The 17,327-nt window shown below is 66.9% G+C and carries 20 protein-coding genes; 13 read left to right on the top strand and 7 right to left on the bottom strand.

From position 1 onward, the window contains the following. Positions 1 to 4: 4 nt before the first annotated feature. Positions 5 to 478: a c-type cytochrome gene (locus QQK83_RS06965; protein ID WP_284262935.1), complete on the bottom strand. Its 474-nt coding sequence runs from the start codon at positions 476 to 478 to the stop codon at positions 5 to 7. 144 nt (positions 479 to 622) lie between these two features. Here QQK83_RS06965 and ispH point away from each other — a divergent pair, with 144 nt between their 5' ends. From ispH to QQK83_RS06925, 8 genes are all read left to right on the top strand, one after another. Next, complete coding sequence (gene ispH / locus QQK83_RS06960) at positions 623 to 1,582, top strand: 4-hydroxy-3-methylbut-2-enyl diphosphate reductase (RefSeq protein WP_284262933.1); 960 nt, start codon at positions 623 to 625, stop codon at positions 1,580 to 1,582. Positions 1,583 to 1,745: 163 nt separating this feature from the next. Further along, a complete protein-coding gene (locus tag QQK83_RS06955; RefSeq protein ID WP_284262931.1) occupies positions 1,746 to 2,921 on the top strand; it encodes an ATP-binding protein in 1,176 nt (391 codons plus the stop codon). 140 nt (positions 2,922 to 3,061) lie between these two features. Beyond that, a complete protein-coding gene (locus QQK83_RS06950) occupies positions 3,062 to 3,511 on the top strand; it encodes a DUF3429 domain-containing protein (RefSeq protein ID WP_284262930.1) in 450 nt (149 codons plus the stop codon). A gap of 11 nt (positions 3,512 to 3,522) precedes the next feature. Further along, on the top strand, positions 3,523 to 3,972 hold the full coding sequence (gene rnhA / locus QQK83_RS06945) for a ribonuclease HI (RefSeq protein WP_284262927.1): 450 nt from the start codon (positions 3,523 to 3,525) through the stop codon (positions 3,970 to 3,972). Further along, a complete protein-coding gene (locus QQK83_RS06940) occupies positions 3,969 to 4,592 on the top strand; it encodes a trimeric intracellular cation channel family protein (RefSeq protein ID WP_284262925.1) in 624 nt (207 codons plus the stop codon). Before rnhA ends, QQK83_RS06940 begins: the two co-directional genes overlap by 4 nt. Before the next feature lie 93 nt (positions 4,593 to 4,685). Beyond that, a complete protein-coding gene (gene lepB, locus QQK83_RS06935; protein ID WP_284262923.1) occupies positions 4,686 to 5,471 on the top strand; it encodes a signal peptidase I in 786 nt (261 codons plus the stop codon). Further along, positions 5,468 to 6,151 (top strand): ribonuclease III, encoded by a 684-nt coding sequence (gene rnc / locus QQK83_RS06930; protein WP_284262922.1) that lies wholly within the window; start codon positions 5,468 to 5,470, stop codon positions 6,149 to 6,151. The genes lepB and rnc overlap by 4 nt, the downstream gene beginning before the upstream one ends. A gap of 99 nt (positions 6,152 to 6,250) precedes the next feature. After that, complete coding sequence (locus tag QQK83_RS06925) at positions 6,251 to 7,012, top strand: NAD(P)H-dependent oxidoreductase (RefSeq protein ID WP_284262920.1); 762 nt, start codon at positions 6,251 to 6,253, stop codon at positions 7,010 to 7,012. Here the strand turns inward: QQK83_RS06925 and argC are convergent. After that, on the bottom strand, positions 7,009 to 7,923 hold the full coding sequence (gene argC / locus QQK83_RS06920; RefSeq protein WP_284262919.1) for an N-acetyl-gamma-glutamyl-phosphate reductase: 915 nt from the start codon (positions 7,921 to 7,923) through the stop codon (positions 7,009 to 7,011). The two genes, QQK83_RS06925 and argC, sit on opposite strands and share 4 nt — an antisense overlap. A gap of 181 nt (positions 7,924 to 8,104) precedes the next feature. Between argC and era the strand changes: the two genes are divergently transcribed. Together era and QQK83_RS06910 are read left to right on the top strand one after the other, a co-directional pair. After that, positions 8,105 to 9,010, top strand: coding sequence for a GTPase Era (era, locus tag QQK83_RS06915; protein WP_284262917.1), 906 nt, complete (start codon positions 8,105 to 8,107; stop codon positions 9,008 to 9,010). Between the two features lie 3 nt (positions 9,011 to 9,013). Then, on the top strand, positions 9,014 to 9,343 hold the full coding sequence (locus tag QQK83_RS06910) for a DUF1491 family protein (RefSeq protein ID WP_284262916.1): 330 nt from the start codon (positions 9,014 to 9,016) through the stop codon (positions 9,341 to 9,343). Here the strand turns inward: QQK83_RS06910 and QQK83_RS06905 are convergent. After that, complete coding sequence (locus QQK83_RS06905) at positions 9,340 to 9,957, bottom strand: Pr6Pr family membrane protein (protein ID WP_284262915.1); 618 nt, start codon at positions 9,955 to 9,957, stop codon at positions 9,340 to 9,342. The two genes, QQK83_RS06910 and QQK83_RS06905, sit on opposite strands and share 4 nt — an antisense overlap. 65 nt (positions 9,958 to 10,022) lie before the next feature. Here QQK83_RS06905 and recO point away from each other — a divergent pair, with 65 nt between their 5' ends. Then, positions 10,023 to 10,760 carry a DNA repair protein RecO gene (gene recO / locus QQK83_RS06900; protein WP_284262913.1) on the top strand — a complete coding sequence of 246 codons (738 nt, stop codon included), beginning with the start codon at positions 10,023 to 10,025 and terminating at the stop codon, positions 10,758 to 10,760. Positions 10,761 to 10,762: 2 nt separating this feature from the next. Here the strand turns inward: recO and thpR are convergent, their stop codons facing one another. Further along, complete coding sequence (gene thpR, locus QQK83_RS06895) at positions 10,763 to 11,302, bottom strand: RNA 2',3'-cyclic phosphodiesterase (RefSeq protein ID WP_284262912.1); 540 nt, start codon at positions 11,300 to 11,302, stop codon at positions 10,763 to 10,765. A gap of 100 nt (positions 11,303 to 11,402) precedes the next feature. Then, on the bottom strand, positions 11,403 to 13,088 hold the full coding sequence (locus QQK83_RS06890) for an acyl-CoA dehydrogenase family protein (protein ID WP_284262910.1): 1,686 nt from the start codon (positions 13,086 to 13,088) through the stop codon (positions 11,403 to 11,405). 184 nt (positions 13,089 to 13,272) lie between these two features. Between QQK83_RS06890 and QQK83_RS06885 the strand changes: the two genes are divergently transcribed. Then, positions 13,273 to 14,046, top strand: a complete 774-nt coding sequence (locus QQK83_RS06885) for a sulfite exporter TauE/SafE family protein (RefSeq protein ID WP_284262907.1) — start codon at positions 13,273 to 13,275, stop codon at positions 14,044 to 14,046. An 8-nt stretch (positions 14,047 to 14,054) separates the two neighbouring features. Here QQK83_RS06885 and QQK83_RS06880 read toward each other — a convergent pair whose 3' ends face one another. Together QQK83_RS06880 and QQK83_RS06875 are read right to left on the bottom strand one after the other, a co-directional pair. Continuing rightward, complete coding sequence (locus tag QQK83_RS06880) at positions 14,055 to 14,609, bottom strand: DUF3859 domain-containing protein (protein ID WP_284262905.1); 555 nt, start codon at positions 14,607 to 14,609, stop codon at positions 14,055 to 14,057. 65 nt (positions 14,610 to 14,674) lie between these two features. Next, complete coding sequence (locus QQK83_RS06875; RefSeq protein ID WP_284262903.1) at positions 14,675 to 16,273, bottom strand: phosphoenolpyruvate carboxykinase; 1,599 nt, start codon at positions 16,271 to 16,273, stop codon at positions 14,675 to 14,677. A gap of 325 nt (positions 16,274 to 16,598) precedes the next feature. On the opposite strand from QQK83_RS06875, the gene QQK83_RS06870 reads away from it, so the two are divergent. Beyond that, a complete protein-coding gene (locus tag QQK83_RS06870) occupies positions 16,599 to 17,300 on the top strand; it encodes a response regulator transcription factor (protein ID WP_284262901.1) in 702 nt (233 codons plus the stop codon). Positions 17,301 to 17,327: the final 27 nt, after the last annotated feature.

The raw sequence follows: 17,327 nt of genomic DNA, 5'->3' as shown, positions 1-17,327 counted from the left end.
CCCCTCACTCCAACGCCGACATGGCGTTCATCTGGTCATGCGCCGCGATCACCTCGGCGGGCCAGGTCGACTTGATGAAGCTCAGGACCGCGATGATCTGGTCCTCGGTCATCACGTCGCCGAAGCCGGGCATGTCGCTCTCGTAGCCGCGCCCGACCACCGCCGCGGTGCCGCGCGTGGTGATGTCGATCAACAGCGCATCGGCATGGTGCCAGGTGTGGCCGGTCACATCATGCGGCGGCGCGGGAAGTCGACCGGCGGCGTTCCGCTCGCGCCAGTTCGGCTGCCCCTCGAGCTCGGCCCCGTGGCAGGAGGCGCAGAACCGGTCATACAGCTCCGCCCCCTCGGCCACGACCTGCGGGTCCTGCCAGCGCAGGATCTGCCCCGGTGCCTCGGTCGCAGCGGCGGGCCACAGCACCACGCCCAGCCCGATCAGCGCCACACCCCCGGCCAGCCCCATCATCACATCGCGTCGCATCCCGTCACACTCCCCATCGCGGTCCTGCGCGATATCTCGCAGCTTCCCCCTACGGGAAGGCAACCCCCGAGGCTGGACGCATCGCGCGTTTCACCTTACCTCTGGTGTAAACCAGATCGGACACTCCCGCCGCCCGAGGCCCCCATGACAGACGCGACCAAGCCGCCCCTCACCATCCACCTCGCCGCGCCCCGCGGCTTTTGCGCGGGCGTGGACCGGGCGATCAAGATCGTCGAGATGGCGCTCGGGAAATGGGGCGCGCCGGTCTATGTCCGGCACGAGATCGTGCACAACAAGTATGTCGTCGACGACCTGCGCGCCAAGGGCGCGGTCTTCGTCGAGGAGCTTGACGACTGCCCGCTGGATCGCCCGGTGATCTTCTCGGCCCATGGCGTGCCCAAAGCCGTCCCGGCCGAGGCCGCGCGGCGGCAGATGGTCTATGTCGACGCCACCTGCCCGCTTGTCTCCAAGGTGCATATCGAGGCCGCCCGGCACCACGAGAACGGGCTGCAGATGATCATGATCGGCCACGAGGGCCACCCCGAGACGATCGGCACCATGGGCCAGCTGCCCGAGGGCGAGGTTCTGCTGGTCGAAACCGTCGAGGACGTGGCGCGTGTCGCGGTGCGCGACCCCGACCGGCTGGCCTTCGTCACGCAGACGACGTTGTCGGTCGATGACACCGCCGACATCGTCGCGGCGCTGCAGGCGCGGTTCCCGAACATCGTCGGCCCGCACAAGGAAGACATCTGCTACGCGACCACCAACCGGCAGGAGGCGGTGAAGGCCATGGCCCCGCTCTGCGACGCGATGCTGGTGGTGGGTGCGCCGAATTCGTCGAATTCCAAGCGCCTGGTCGAGGTCGGCGCGCGCGCGGGCTGCGGCTATGCGCAGCTGGTGCAGCGGGCGGCGGACATCGACTGGCGCGCGCTGGAGGGCATCCGCTCGCTCGGCATCACGGCGGGGGCTTCTGCACCGGAGGTGCTGGTCAACGAGGTCATCGACGCCTTCCGCGCGCGGTTCGAGGTGACGGTGGAACCCGTGGTGACGGCGGAGGAGAACGTCGAGTTCAAGGTGCCGCGGGTGTTGCGGGAGGTGGTTTGAGGGGGGGGGGGGGCGCTACCCGCGGAACAACGGCCCCAAGGCAGCCGTGAGGGACAGAGCACGTTGGATCACTCAGAGCATCTCCATCCTGACGCATCACTGTATCGACTTCTAACCAGTTATATGATACTTGAGATATAACTGGTTATAGGTGGCTAGATCGATGGATCCCGTAAGAAATCCGTTCGCGCCCGGCGCGGGCTCACAACCACCGGAACTCGCGGGCCGGGATGAGGTAGTCGCAGATGCAACCACCGCCTTGAGACGAATGCTCATTGGCAAGCACGCACAGTCACAGATGCTTCTTGGGCTACGCGGCACTGGCAAGACCGTATTGCTCAACACCATCGAAAACACCGCCGACGATATTGGTTACTTGACGTCTGTTATTGAGGCGCCCGAGGACAAGCCACTTGCTGAATTGTTGTATCCCAAAATGCAGCAGGTGCTGCGAAAGCTCTCCTTGATCGAGGCTGCCAAGGCAAAGACACATGCTGCGATGAAAGCATTAAGAAGCTTTGCCAGCGCATTCAAAGTCCAGATCGGCGATCTGTCGGTGTCGGTCGATCCTGAACCGGGAGTCGCAGATAGCGGAAACTTGGAATATGATCTTCCTGACATGTTCGTTGCAATTGGACATGCTGCAAAGGCGGCAGGCAAAGGCTGGTGCCTGCTCATCGATGAAGTTCAATACCTCAAGTCCGATGAGCTAGCAGCGCTCATTGTGGCGATCCACAAAGTTGGTCAAAAACAGCTTCCAGTGATTTTCTTCGGCGCGGGCCTTCCACAGTTGGCAGGCTTGTCCGGCGATGCCAAATCATATGCGGAACGTCTGTTCTCCTACCCGAAGATTGGGGCACTCGACCAAGACGCCGCCCTGAAAGCAGTTCAAGACCCCATCAACGATGAGGGAGAAGAAATAACCCCTCAAGCACTCAGTGAAATATGCAAAATTACCGAAGGTTACCCATACTTTCTTCAAGAGTGGGGTTTCCAAGCCTGGAACATGGCCGAGACGTCACCTATTGACGTGGACGACGTCAAAAGGGCCACCGACGGCGCCCTGAGGAGACTGGACGACGGCTTCTTCCAGGTCCGCTTCGACAGGCTGACGCCAAAGGAACGCGAGTATGTAATTGCGATGGCCGAACTGGGCAAGGGACCGTATCGCTCCTCGGAAGTGGCTGACCGCTTGGGCGAGCCCCCGTCAAAGCTTGGACCTCGTCGGGCGCAAATAATTGACAAGGGCATGATCTATAGTCCTCAGTATGGCGACATAGATTTTACGGTGCCAATGTTCGACGACTACCTTCGCCGAAATTGGAAGCTTGGTGTTTGAGAAGCTTTTTCAGTGAACCCAAACGGTCTCATGCGCAGGTCGGGGTCATGAATGCGGGCCATTAGTTTACTGAAAGCAACAAGTGTTTGCCCCCCCCTTGCCCCTTGCCCCTTCCCCCGCTCCGGGGCAGAACCGGGCGCATGAGCCAGATCCCCCGCCCCGCCCTGATCCTCGGCCTCGCCGGCCTCATCCCGTTCCTCTACGGCGCGCTGTCGGTGCTGGTGCCCGCCACCGGGGCCATCGGCCGCCTCTGGGGCAGCAATTACCAGGGCGTCCAGATCCTGCAGGCCTATGGCATCGTCATCCTGTGCTTCATGGCCGGCGTGATCTGGGGCTTCGCGGCCCGGACCGAAGGGCGGGCGGCGACCTTCTACTACGCGCTCTCGGTCATCCCGGCGATCTTCGTCTTCCTCACCGCCTTCAGCGCGCCGCGGCCCAGCCTCGTGATGCTGATCCTCGGCTTCGTCGCGCTCCTGGCCATCGACGCCAGCGCCGCGCGGCAGGGGCTTGCGCCCGCGTGGTGGATGTCGCTGCGCCTCCTGCTTACCACGGTCGTGGTGGCCTGCCTGGCCATCGGCGTTCTGGCGTAAGGGGAACCGCGATGCCTGATCTTTTCGCCTATACGGACGGTGCCTGCTCCGGCAATCCCGGCCCCGGCGGCTGGGGCGCGCTGTTGCAGGCCAAGGACGGCGCGACGGTGGTGAAGGAACGCGAGCTGAACGGCGGCGAGCGGGACACCACGAACAACCGGATGGAACTGCTTGCCGCCATCGCGGCGCTGGAGGCGCTGGAGCGCCCCTCGACCATCACCATCGTGACCGACAGCGCCTATGTGAAGAACGGCGTCACCGGCTGGATCCACGGCTGGAAGCGGAACGGGTGGAAAACCTCCACGAAGAAGCCGGTGAAGAACGAGGATCTCTGGCGCCGCCTGGACGAGGCGCAGGCGCGCCACCGGGTGACCTGGGAATGGGTCAAGGGCCATGCCGGCCACCCCGAGAACGAACGCGCGGACGAGCTGGCGCGGGCGGGCATGAAGCCCTTCAAATGAGCATCCTGACCGCGCTCGATTACGCCTCGGTGCTGGTCTTCGCGCTCACCGGCGCGCTGGTGGCCTCGCGCGCGCAGCTCGACATCGTGGGCTTCGCCTTTCTCGCCAGCCTGACCGCCATGGGCGGCGGCACGGTGCGCGACCTGCTGCTCGACCGCAACCCGGTGTTCTGGATCGCCGACCCCATGCCACTGGCCATCGCCTGCGGCGCGGCGGTGCTGGTCTTCTTCACCGCGCATCTGCTGGAAAGCCGCATGGCCGTCATCACCTGGCTGGATGCGCTGGCGCTGCCCATCGCGGTCGCGGCGGGGGTGCGCGCGGCCAGCGAGATGGGCCAAAGCGTGCCGATCATCCTGATCATGGGGATCGCCACGGGCTGTTTCGGGGGGCTGTTGCGCGACATCGTGGCGAACGAGGTGCCGCTGCTGATCCGCACGGGCAAGCTGTATGTCACCGCGGCCTTTGCCGGGGCGGCGGCCTATCTCCTTTCCGGCCTGCTCTGGCCGTCCGACATGCTGTCGCTGGGGGCCTGCATCCTTGTCTGTTTCGCGCTGCGCGCGGGATCGCTGCTGTATGGCTGGCAGATGCCCGTCTACAAGCCGCGCCCGCCGCGCAACTGACCCGCCGCGTTCCGTGAGCCGCTTTCCTTGACTCGGCCGCGGGGCTGGCCCAAGACGCCCGCAGACAAGCGACGCGAAAAGGCAGGGCGGATCATGGCGGAACAGGCCAAGTCGGACGGCATCTGGGAAACCGTGAAAACGGTGGTCTACGCGTTGCTGATCGCGGGGGTGTTCCGGACGCTCTTCTTCCAGCCCTTCTGGATCCCATCGGGCTCGATGAAGGACACGTTGCTGATCGGCGATTTCCTCTTCGTCAACAAGATGGCCTACGGCTACTCGCGCCACTCCTGCCCATTCTCGATGTGCCCCTTCGAGGGCCGCATCTTCGGATCCGAGCCCGAACAGGGGGATGTCGTCGTGTTCCGCCACCCGACCGAGGGCACGGATTTCATCAAGCGGGTGATCGGCCTGCCCGGCGACCGGGTGCAGGTGATCGACGGGGTGCTGCATCTGAACGGCGCGGCCGTCAGCCTGACGCCCGAGGCCCCCTTCGAGGAGGTCTTCGACCGCCAGGGTCCGCAGCAACTGCCGCCGCGCTGTGCCAATGCGCCCGTGGGACAAGGCGGTGTCTGCCTCAAGGACCGGTTCACCGAGACCCTGCCGAACGGCGTCAGCCACTCGATCCTGAACATCGCCGACGGCACGCGGGGCGACAACACGCCGGAATACGTGGTGCCCGCGGGGCATGTCTTCGTGATGGGCGACAACCGCGACAACTCGGTCGATTCGCGGTTCCCGCAATCGGTGGGCGGCGTCGGCTTCGTGCCGATGGAAAACATCCTCGGCCGCGCGGACCGGGTCATGTTCTCGTCGGCGGGGCAACGGATGGTCTATTTCTGGACATGGCGCAGCGACCGGTTCTTCGAGGCGATCGAGTGAAGCTGTCGCGCGAGATCGAGGCGTTCTGCGACCGGCTCGGCCACCGCTTCGCCGAGCCCGAGTTGATCACGCGCGCGCTCACCCATGCCTCACTCTCCTCGGCGACGCGGCCCGACAACCAGCGGCTCGAGTTCCTGGGCGACCGCGTTCTGGGCCTCGTCATGGCCGAGGCCGTGCTGGCACAGGACCAGGCCGCCAGCGAAGGGCAGCTTGCGCCGCGGTTCAACGCGCTGGTGCGCAAAGAGGCCTGCGCCGAGGTGGCGCGCGCCATCGACCTTGGCGCGGTGCTGCGGCTGGGCAAGTCCGAGATGACGACAGGGGGTCGGCGCAAGACCGCGCTTCTGGGCGACGCGATGGAGGCGGTGATCGCCGCGGTCTATCTCGACGCCGGATTCGAGGCGGCGCGCGCCGTGGTCCTGCGGCTCTGGGGCGCGCGGGTTGCGAGCGTCGCCGAGGATGCGCGCGACGCCAAGACCGCGCTGCAGGAATGGGCGCAGGCCCGCGGCATGGCCCCGCCGGTCTACGAGGAGCTGTCGCGCGAAGGGCCGGATCACGCCCCCGTCTTCCGCGTCGCGGCGCGACTTGGCGACGGGCGCGCGGCGGAGGCGGAGGGCCGGGTCAAGAGACAGGCCGAGCAAGCGGCGGCGAAGGCGCTCCTCGACCGGCTGGACCAAGGATAGGGAGGGGTTTCGCCGCCTGCGGCGTCGACCCGTGCGAGGGGGCTGTCTGCCCCCTCGCGCTCCCCCGAGGATATTTTCGAAACGGAGAAGGGGCGAAAGGTGGGACGGACGACGCTGATCGTGTTGGCACATCCCGAGCGGCGATCCTTTTGCGGGGCCTGGGCCGAGGCGAGCGCGGCGGCGGCCGGGGCCGCGGGCGACCGGGTGCTGTGGTCCGATCTCTACGCGCAGGGGTTTCACCCCGCCGAGGGGCCGGACAGGTATACCGAGCCGCCGGAGCCCTTCGACCCCTTGAAGGCGCAGGAATGGGCCACTGCGCGGGGCATGTTGCCCGCCGACGTGCTGGCAGAGGTCGAGAAGATCCGCGCCGCGGACCGGATCGTGTTTCACTTCCCGCTCTGGTGGTTCGCACCGCCCGCGATGCTCAAGGGCTGGTGCGACCGCTGCCTCGTTCACGGGCTGCTGCATGACGTGGACCGGCGCTTCGACGCAGGGCTGCTCTGGGGCAAACGGGCGTTATTTTGCGTGACCACCGGGTCGCGCGCAACGGAAAGCGGCCCCGACGGCAAGGAGGGCGAGACGCGCCTGTTGCTCTGGCCGCTCGCCTACACGCTGCGCTATTGCGGGATGGAGGTGGCCGAGCCGCTGCTCGTCCATGGCGTCCACGGCTACCACGAGGGCGCGCGCAAGGCCGGGCTCGAGGCACGGCTGGCGCAGGTTCTTGACGATCAGGCGGAGGTGATCGCGGGGCTGGCGGAGCGCCCGCTCCTCCCGTTCAACGCAGACGCCGAGTTCGATGCCGAGGGGCGGCTGAAGGCCGATGCCCCCAGCCACTCCCCCTTCATCCGGCACATACCCTAGAGGCCGGTCGCCTCGTCGAGGCCCAGCAGGATGTTGAGGTTCTGCACCGCCGCCCCCGAGGCCCCCTTGCCGAGGTTGTCGAGCACCGCGATCAGCACGGTCGCCCCCGTCTCGGCATCGCCATCGACGGTGAGCTGCATCATGTTGGTCCCGTTCAGGCGCTGCGGGTCGATCCGGTCGCCCAGCTCCTCCCGCTCGACCACCTGCACGAAGTGCTGGCCCGCGTAATGACCGCGCAGCGCCTCGAGCGCCGCGGCGGGGCCACCCGGGGCGAGGTGCAGGGGAACCTGCACGATCATGCCCTGCGCATACTGCCCCACCTGCGGCACGAAGATCGGCCGCCGGGTCAGGCCCGCGCGGGCGACGATCTCGGGCAGGTGCTTGTGATGCTGGCCCGTGGCATAGACGAAGCCGCCGGTGATGGCGCCGCTTTCGAATTCGGCGATCATCGCCTTGCCGCCGCCCGAGTAGCCCGAGACCGCGTTGACCGTGACCGGGTGGTCGGGCGCGATGATCCCTGCGTCCAGCATGGGGCGCAGAAGCGCGATGGCCCCGGTGGAATAGCAGCCGGGGTTCGAGACGTATTTCGCCCCCGCGATCCGGTCACGCGCGCCGGCGTCCAGCTCGGCGAAGCCGAATTCCCAGTTCGGGTCGGTCCGGTGCGCGGTCGAGGCGTCGATCACGCGGCAGGGTTGATTGGCGAGGTCCGGCGCGATCTCGTGAACCGCGGCATCGGGCAGGCAGAGGATGGCGACATCCGCCTCGGCGAAGGCGCCGAGCCGGGCCAGCCGCGATTTCCGCTCTTCCTCGGGCAGGGAGATCAGCGTGATGTCCTCGCGCGTCTCGAGGCGCGCGCGGATCTGCAGACCCGTCGTTCCAACCTCGCCGTCGATGAACACCTTTGCCGTCATGGCCCCTGTCCTTTCGTGATGGTCGCGGCTGCAATAGCGGCAACGCCCCGTCCGTCGCAATAGATGTTTCCGATGGGTATCCATCACGAACCGTGATGATCCGGCTGCGCCGGGGTCTTCTGGCCAAACCGCGCGTTCCCGTCTAAGGAGCATAGGATCAACCCCGAGGATCACACGCCCCATGACCACCCGCGCCGGTTTCACTGCCCTGATCGGAGAGCCCAACGCGGGCAAGTCCACGCTGCTCAACCGCATGGTGGGCGCGAAGGTCTCGATCGTCACCCACAAGGTGCAGACCACCCGCGCCCGCATTCGCGGCGTCGCGCTGGAGGGGGACGCGCAGATCGTCTTCGTCGACACGCCCGGCCTTTTCCGCCCGCGCCGCAGGCTCGACCGCGCGATGGTGGCGGCGGCCTGGGGGGGCGCGGCGGATGCCGATGTCGTGGTCCTGCTGATCGAGGCGCATCGCGGCAAGACCGAGGGGGTCGACGCGATCCTCGAGGCCTTGGGCGAAAAGGCGCAGGGTCGCCGCGTGGCGCTTGCCATCAACAAGATCGACCGGGTCGAGGCCAAGGCGCTGCTCGCGCTGACCGAAAAGATGAACGCGGCCTATCCGTTCGAGCAGACCTTCATGATCTCCGCCGAGAAGGGTTACGGCGTGGATGACCTGCGCAAATGGCTGGCCGAGGCGATGCCCGAGGGTCCGTGGCTCTATCCCGAGGACCAGATCGCCGACCTTCCGATGCGGATGATCGCCGCCGAGATGACACGCGAGAAGCTGACGCTGCGCCTGCACCAGGAACTGCCCTACCAGCTGACGGTCGAGACCGAGCATTGGGAAGAGCGCAAGGATGGCTCGGCCCGGATCGACCAGGTGGTCTATGTCGCCCGCGACGGCCACAAGGGCATCCTGCTCGGCAAGGGCGGCGAGACGATCAAGGCGGTGTCGAAGGCCGCCCGCGAGGAGCTGGAGGAGTTTCTCGGCCGCAAGGTGCACCTGTTCCTGCAGGTCAAGGTGCGCCCGAACTGGCTGGACGAGGCCGAACGCTATTCCGAGATGGGCCTCGATTTCCGCGACGGGAACTGAGCCTTGGCGCGGCTGACGGCCGAATTCTGGGTCCACGCCTATCTCGCCCGGCTGCGGCTGGCCGATATCCCGGCCTTCGTCGTCGCCCGCGGCGATGCGACGGCGGGTGCTGTGCTGGTCAAGTGCAACACGCTCGACGGCTCCGCCACGCTGCACCAGCGCCGGATCGACCTGATGACCGGCGAGAGCGCCTGGATGGAACTGGCGCGCGGCCCCGAGGCGGATGTGGACGGGGCCATCGGCAAGCAGCGCGGCTTCGACCCGGACCTCTGGGTGATCGAGGTCGAGGACCGCGCCGGGCGGCACCTGCTGGGCGAGCCGGGGCTGGCCTAACGGTCGGCGTAGCGCCCGATCGAGATCATGCCGACCCCACCCAGCAGGAAGACCACCGTCAGCCCGGCAAGGTTCACAGCCACCGCCTCGCGGCTGAGCGTCGTCAGGTCGACGAAGGGATAGGGGTAGACCCCGTCCTGCGCGCCGCGCGCCAGGGCATAGGCCGCGTAGATCGCGGGCCACAGCACGAAGATGGGCAGGTCGGCATAGTCCAGCCGCCGCTTCGGCGCGTGGATCAACCACCAGCCAAGGATCGCCAGGGGCCCGACCGTGTGGAGCCCGTGATCGGCCCACCAGCCAAGGCCGGTGAACGAGACCAGGTGCGACAGAAGCAGGTGGTAGATGCCGCCGACCATCACCATCGCAAAGGTCAGCGCAGCCACCCATGCCGCGGGCAACCCGTCGCGGATAGGGCGCGAGATCACGGCAAAGGTCACGGCAACCAGGAGGTTGGTGAGGATCGTGAAATACCGCGCCATGTCCCAGGCCGTGGCCGCGGGCGGTTCGGCGCGAAGGGCGTTGAGGTGCAGGAATTGCGCCACGACCGAGACCGCCGCCAGATGGGCGATCAGCAGGGCCCATCGGCGGGCGGGTCTCGACAACGTCGGGAACATGCCGCGAAGCCTGCCACGGGGTCGCCAGATGGACAAGCGACAGGCGCGGCGCTTATCTGGCGGGCATGGACTGGCGCGCGGAAGGCATCCTGTTGGGCGTGAGGCGGCATGGCGAACATGCCGCCATCCTCGACCTGTTCACTGCCGAGCATGGGCGGCACATGGGCGTCGTCCGCGGTGGCGCTTCGCGCCGGATGGCGCCGCTTCTGCAGCCGGGCGCGCAGCTGGATGCCACATGGCGCGCGCGGCTCGATGCGCATCTCGGCAGCTACACGGTCGAGCTTGTCCGCGGCCGCGCCGCCGAGGCGATGGGCGACCGGCTGGCGCTGGCGGGGCTGAACGCGGTCTGCGCGCTTCTGTCCTTCGCCCTGCCGGAGCGCCACGCCTACCCCGCGCTTCATGCCCGCAGCATTGTCCTGCTGGACGGGCTGGGGGCCGAGCGATGGGCCGAGGCCTACCTGGGCTGGGAACTCGCGCTTCTTGAGGAAACCGGCTTCGGCCTAGACCTCACGTCCTGTGCGGCGACGGGCGTGACGCAAGACCTTGCCTATGTCTCGCCGCGCAGCGGGCGGGCGGTGTCGCGTGCAGGCGCGGGAGAGTGGGCCGCGCGGCTGTTGCCGCTGCCGGGCGTGATGCGCGGCGTCGCGGGCGGCGATCCGGCAGAGGTGGTCGAGGGGCTGCGCACGACCGGGCATTTCCTGTCCGAACACCTTGCCCCCTCGCTGGGCGACAGGCCCCTGCCTCCGGCGCGGCAGCGGCTTGTCGACCTGATCGCGGCCCGCGCGGCCGAGGGCGCGCGCTGATCTCAGCCGCTCAACGGATAGCTGGCGAGGGGCTCGTGCAGCGCGCCGCGCGGGGTCAGCGTGGAGCGGTAGAGCGTCATCGCCCGCGCGGTGAACCCCGGCAGACCCGGCACCGGGCCCAGCATTGCCGCGAGCCGGTCGCGGTCCGGGCCTGCGGGCTGGCGACGGGCGCGCATCAGCGTGACATGCGGCCGGAACCTGCGCCGCGGCAGGTCCAGACCCGCCACCCGGCACAGCCCCGCCACCCGGTCATGCACCGCCTGCAGCGCGTCGGTCCGCTCCACGGCGGCGAAGACCAGCCCGCGCTCCAGCTCGGTGAAACTGTCCAGTTCGGTGAAGCGGATTTCGACCGGGGCCGCGCGCAACGCCTCGAGCATCTCGTGCAGATCCTCGAGCGCCGCGTCGGGCGCGACATCGAGAAAGGCCAGCGTCAGGTGCAGGTTTTCCTCGGGCACCGGCTTGCCGACCGGGATCGCCGATTGCAGGCGCACCAGCGCCTCGGTCGTCTCGTCCGGGATCGGGATGGCGAGGAAGGCGCGCATCAGGTCTTGGTCTCGGGGCGGTCGCGTGACGTCATGCCCAAGCAATAGCCGCCAGCGACCGTTCCGTCACTGGCGGCTCATGCGCATCGGCCCGGCGCGATCAGCCCAGCAGGCGCCGCGCGATCACCTGCGCCTGGATCTCGGCGGCACCCTCGAAGATGTTGAGGATGCGCGCGTCGCACAGGATGCGGCTGATCTTGTATTCCAGCGCGAAGCCGTTGCCGCCGTGGATCTGCAGCGCGTTGTCGGCACAGGCCCAGGCCACGCGGGCCCCCAGCAGCTTGGCCATTCCGGCCTCGAGGTCGCAGCGGCGGTCGTTGTCCTTTTCCCAAGCGGAGAAATAGGTCAGCTGCCGCGCGACCATGATCTCGACCGCCATCATCGCCAGCTTGTTGGCCACGCGCGGGAAGGCGATCAGGGCCTTGCCGAACTGCTTGCGGTCCTCGGCATATTGCATCCCCTCGTCCAGCGCCGCCTGCGCCACGCCGATGGCGCGCGCGGCGGTCTGGATGCGGGCGCTTTCGAAGGTCTGCATCAGCTGCTTGAAGCCCTGCCCTTCCTCGCCGCCCAGCAGGTTCTCGCCCTTCACGGTGAAGTCGTCGAAGTTGACGGTGTATTCCTTCATCCCGCGGTAGCCCAGCACCTCGATCTCGCCGCCCGAGATGCCTTCGTCCGGGAACGGGTTGGCGTCGTCGCCCGGCGTCTTCTCGGCCAGGAACATCGACAGGCCGCGGTAGTCGGTCGTGTCGGGGATGGTGCGGGCCAGAACCGTCATCACATGGGTGCGCGACGCATGGGTGATCCAGCTCTTGTTGCCGTTCAGCACCCAGTCGCCCGCCTCGTTCTTCACTGCGCGCGTGCGCAGGCTGCCAAGGTCCGAACCGGTGTTGGGCTCGGTGAAGACGGCGGTCGGCAGGATCTCACCCGAGGCAAGGCCGGGCAGCCACTTGGCCTTTTGCTCATCCGTGCCGCCGGCAAGGATCAGCTCGGCCGCAATCTCGGACCGGGTGCCCAAGCTGCCCACACCGATGTAACCGCGGCTCAACTCCTCCGAGACGACGCACATCGAGGCCTTGGACAGGCCGAAACCGCCATGCTCCTCGGGGATGGTCAGGCCGAAGACGCCCATCTCGGCCAGCTCTTCGATCACGTCCATCGGGATCAGCTCGTCCTTCAGATGCCATTCGTGGGCGTAGGGCGCGACCTTGTCGAGCGCGTAGCGGCGGAACTGCTCGCGGATCATCTCGAGCTCCTCGTCGAGGCCGGTGGCCCCCACGGTGATCTCGGCCCGGCGTTCCTGCATCAGCTCGACCAGCCGCATACGCGCGGCCTGCGTGTTGCCCGACTGGGTCAGGGTCATCACCTCGGGCGTCATCAGCCCGCGCTGGTCTTCCTGCGTCAGGCCCAGGTCCTGCGGGCGCACGACCTCGGCCTGGTTCATCTGGATGCCGCCGTAGAGCTGCCAGAGGTATTCGCCGAATGCGATCTGGAGGATCAGCTGCTCGACCTCACCGAACTTGCCATCGCCCTGCAACCGCACGGCCCAGGCCTGCATCTGGCGCAGCGATTCGACGTAGGTGGCCAGCCACGCCAGCCCATGCGCCGCGGTCTGGTTCGCCTCGATGGCACCGCCCGAGATGCGGCCGTCGACCGTGACCTCGGCCAGAAGGCGCGCCCGCGCCTTGGCCAGCAGCGCCTCGGCAGGCGCGACGGCTGCTGCGGTCAGGTCCAGCAGACCCGGCAGGATCGTCTGGCTTTCGGGGATCGGCTGTCCGTCACGGGGCATGGTCGGTCTCCTTCGATATGGCATGCGGGCCGCCCTTGGGGCGTTCCGGCTGACTTAGGGCCTTTGCAGGTGCAGCGCAACAAAAATACCTGTTTTGTCGCAGCTGCGCACGAAAATGTCGCGTCGTTTTTGCGGTGCAGCGCGCCCGGCGCTGCAGTAGATAACACGCCGACAGGAGGCGGCCATGCTTCAGGACACCATGCAACTCATGCCCTTGTGGGGTTTCGTCGCGGCCTGCGCGGTCACGCTGGTGGCCGGATTCGTGAAGGGCTCCATCGGCTTTGCCATGCCGCTGATCATGATCTCGGGGCTGTCGCTGTTCCTCGACCCGCTGGTTGCGGTGGCGGGAATCATCCTGCCGATCGTCATGTCGAACCTGCTGCAGGTGATGCGCTACCCGTGGTCGCAGGCGGGCGAGGCGCTGCGGGAATACTGGCGCTACATCCTGATCGTCTGCGTGATGATCGTCGTCGTCGCGCAATTCGTGACCGCCATCCCGACACAGACCTTCTACCTCGTCCTCGGCGTGCCGGTGGTGGTGCTGTCGCTGATCCAGCTGCTTGGCGTGCGGTTCCACATCGCACCCGCGTGGCGACGCGCGTCGGAATGGGGCGTGGGCCTGCTGGCGGGCGGGATCGGCGGGCTGACCGGCACATGGGGGCCGCCCACGGTGCTCTACCTGATCGCGCTGGAGACGCCCAAGGCCAAGCAGATGCTGGTGCAGGGGGTTGTCTACGGGCTGGGCTCGGTCAGCCTGCTGGCGGGGCACCTGCAGTCGGGGGTGTTGAATGCCGTCACGCTGCCCTGGTCGGCGGCGCTGCTGGTCCCGGCCTTCCTCGGGATGCAGGTGGGGTTCTGGATGTCGGACCGGCTGAACCCCGAGATGTTCCGCAAGCTGACCTTGATCGTCCTGGTGGTCGCTGGTGCCAACCTCGTGCGGCGCGGGTTGATGGGCTGACCCCACCGTCAGGACAGGACCGCCCCCGCGCAGCCCTGCGCCAGCTCGGGCAATAGCGCGGGCGGCACCACCTCGAAGCTGACGCGAAAGACGATCTCGCCCTCGTGCTCGGCCTCGAAGACCCACGGACCGATCACAAGCTCGCTCTCCAGCTCGAAGCTGAAGCCGATCAGCCCCGGCCCCTCGCCGTCGATGCCGGTCACCCAGCGTTCCACCTCGACGCCACTGTCGGGATAGGGCGGGTGCGTGATCGTGACCGTCATCGGGTCGAGCACCAGCCCCTCGCGCGCCTCGACCAGCAGGCCGAAACCGATGCCGAGCTGGGCGGGGACCAGCGTGGTGATCCGCCGCATCTCGGGCAGGGCGGGGACGATGTTGACGACACCGGCGGCTGTCTCGGGCGCCTCTTCGAGGTCGATGGGCGCCTCGGCGCAATAGACGCCGTGGACAAGGCTATCGACCAGGTCCGAGGCATAGGGGTTCGGCAGGTCCTGGGCGGACAAGGCCGCGGCCCAGAGCATCGCGCCAAGGGCCGCCACCGTTCCGACACTCGCCCGCATCATCTGCCGATCCCGCTTGCCTGCCTCGCCCTGCGCCGACCGAAGGGTCAGGCGCAGGGCGCAGGGTATCACGAAATCGCGGCGGCTTTCACGTCGTCGTCGATGTAGGGCACGTATTGCGCGAAGTTGTCGGCGAACATCTGCACAAGCTTCTGCGCCTGCCGATCATAGGCCGCCGCATCGCCCCACGTCCGGCGCGGGTCGAGCAGGATGTCGGCCACGCCGCGGCAGGTCATCGGCACGTCGAAACCGAAATTCGGGTCGCGGCGGAACTCGCCCTTGTTCAGCGTGCCATCCAGAGCCGCGGTCAGCAGAGCGCGGGTGGCGCGGATCGGCATGCGCGAGCCCGTCCCGTAGGCCCCGCCGGTCCAGCCGGTGTTGACCAGCCAGCAGGTCGCGCCGTGGGTGGCGATCTTCTCCTGCAGGAGCTTGCCGTAGACCTCGGGGCGGCGCGGCATGAAGGGGGCGCCGAAGCAGGTGGAAAAGGTCGGCTCCGGCTCGGTCACGCCGCGCTCGGTGCCCGCCACCTTGGAGGTGAAGCCGGACAGGAAATGATACATCGCCTGCGCCGGCGTCAGCCGCGCGATGGGCGGCAGCACGCCAAAGGCGTCGCAGGTCAGCATCACGATGTTCCTGGGATGCCCGGCAAGGCCGGTCGCCGACGCGTTCGAAATCTGCTCAAGCGGATAGGCGCAGCGTGTGTTGGCCGTCAGGCTGTCGTCGTCGAAATCCAGTTCCAGCGTGTCGGGATCGTAGACCATGTTCTCGATCACGGTGCCGAAGCTGCGCGTGGTGGCGAAAATCTCCGGCTCGGCCTCTTCGCGGAGGTTGATGGTCTTGGCGTAGCAGCCGCCCTCGAAGTTGAAGGTGCCCTTGTCCGACCAGCCATGTTCGTCATCGCCGATCAGCGTGCGGCCCGGATCGGCCGACAGTGTCGTCTTGCCGGTGCCCGACAGGCCGAAGAAGACCGCGGCATCCTCGGGGTTGCCGGTGGCGTGGTTGGCCGAGCAATGCATCGCCATCACGCCCTTTCCGGGCAGGATGTAGTTGAGCAGCGTGAAGACCGATTTCTTGTTCTCGCCCGCGTATTCCGTGTTGGCGATCAGGATCATCTTGCGCTCGAAGTTCAGCGCGATGACCGTGTCGCTGCGGCAGCCGTGGCGCTCGGGATCGGCCTTGAAGCTGGGGCAGTTGATGATGGTGAACTCGGGCACGAAGCCTGCCAGCTCCTCGGCGGCGGGACGGCGCAGCAGGTGCCGGATGAAGAGGTTGTGCCAGGCCAGCTCCGACACCACCCGCACGTCGAGGCGATGCTCGGGGTCGGCACCGCCGTAAAGGTCCTGCACGAAATATTCGCCGCCCTTCATGTGCTCGAGCATGTCGGCATGCAGGCGGTCGAAGGCCTCGGGCTCCATCGGCGCGTTGTTGTCCCACCAGATGTGGTCTTCCACGGCGGGGGTGCGGACGACGAACTTGTCCTTGGGCGAGCGGCCCGTGAACTTGCCCGTCTCGACAAGGAAGGTGCCGCCAAGCCCCAGCCTCCCCTCGCCGCGCTTCACCGCGGCCTCGATCAGCGCCGGTTCGAGCAGGTTGTAATGCACCGCCCCGAGCCCCGTCATGCCCTGGGTTTCCAACGTCTGCGCCGGATTCACGCGTGGGGTGGTCATGTGTCGTCGCTCCTGGACCGGTGTTGCGGGGCTGTGACCAAGGACAGACCCCTCTCGAGGGCGCTATAACATGACGGTTTTGAGACTGAACAGGACGGTTCCGCACAGTTAGCGCAACCATGCCGAAATTTTGTTTCGTGATTGACCCGCAAAACCGTTCCAAAGGCACAGGGGGGCTGTGGCAGTTTCACCACGCATTAACCCCGCCGAACCTAGTTTGAGGGCCATGGCCAAGCCGATTCGGCGAATAGAGATTGATTCTCCGGGCCTGAAACGGGACAATGTGGAAAAAACAAGGCAGTTGAGCAGTAACAAGGAACAGGCAATGCCGCGTATCGCACTTGTCGACGACGACAGGAATATCCTGACGTCCGTATCTATGACCCTCGAGGCGGAAGGCTTCGACGTCGAGACCTACAACGACGGCCAATCGGCACTCGACGCGTTCAACCGCCGCCTTCCCGATCTTGGCGTCTTCGACATCAAGATGCCCCGCATGGACGGCATGGACCTGCTCCAGCGCCTGCGCCAGAAAAGCCGGATGCCGGTGATCTTCCTCACCTCCAAGGATGACGAGATCGACGAGCTGATGGGCCTGCGCATGGGCGCCGACGATTACGTCAAGAAGCCCTTTTCGCAGCGCCTGCTGGTCGAGCGTATCCGCTCGATCCTCCGCCGGCAGGAGGCCATCGCCTCGGACGCCTCCGGCGCGCCCGAGGAAAGCGCCGTCATGGTGCGCGGCGAGTTGACGATGGACCCGCTGCGCCACGCCGTCAGCTGGAAGGGACGGGACGTCTCGTTGACGGTCACGGAATTCCTGCTGCTTCAGGCCCTGGCCCAACGCCCCGGCTTCGTGAAAAGCCGCGATCAGCTGATGGACGTGGCCTATGACGAACAGGTCTATGTCGATGACCGCACCATCGACAGCCACATCAAGCGCCTGCGCAAGAAGATGCGGCAGGTCGATGACGACTTTTCCGCCATCGAAACGCTTTACGGGATCGGCTACCGTTACAACGAAGAATAAGGCGGCCTGCCCGTGCCCACCGATCTT

This window comes from Roseicyclus amphidinii (genome assembly GCF_030163755.1).
Taxonomy (GTDB): domain Bacteria; phylum Pseudomonadota; class Alphaproteobacteria; order Rhodobacterales; family Rhodobacteraceae; genus Roseicyclus; species Roseicyclus amphidinii.
Note: the sequence above shows the minus strand (reverse complement) of the source record. Positions and strands in the feature narration are given on the sequence as shown.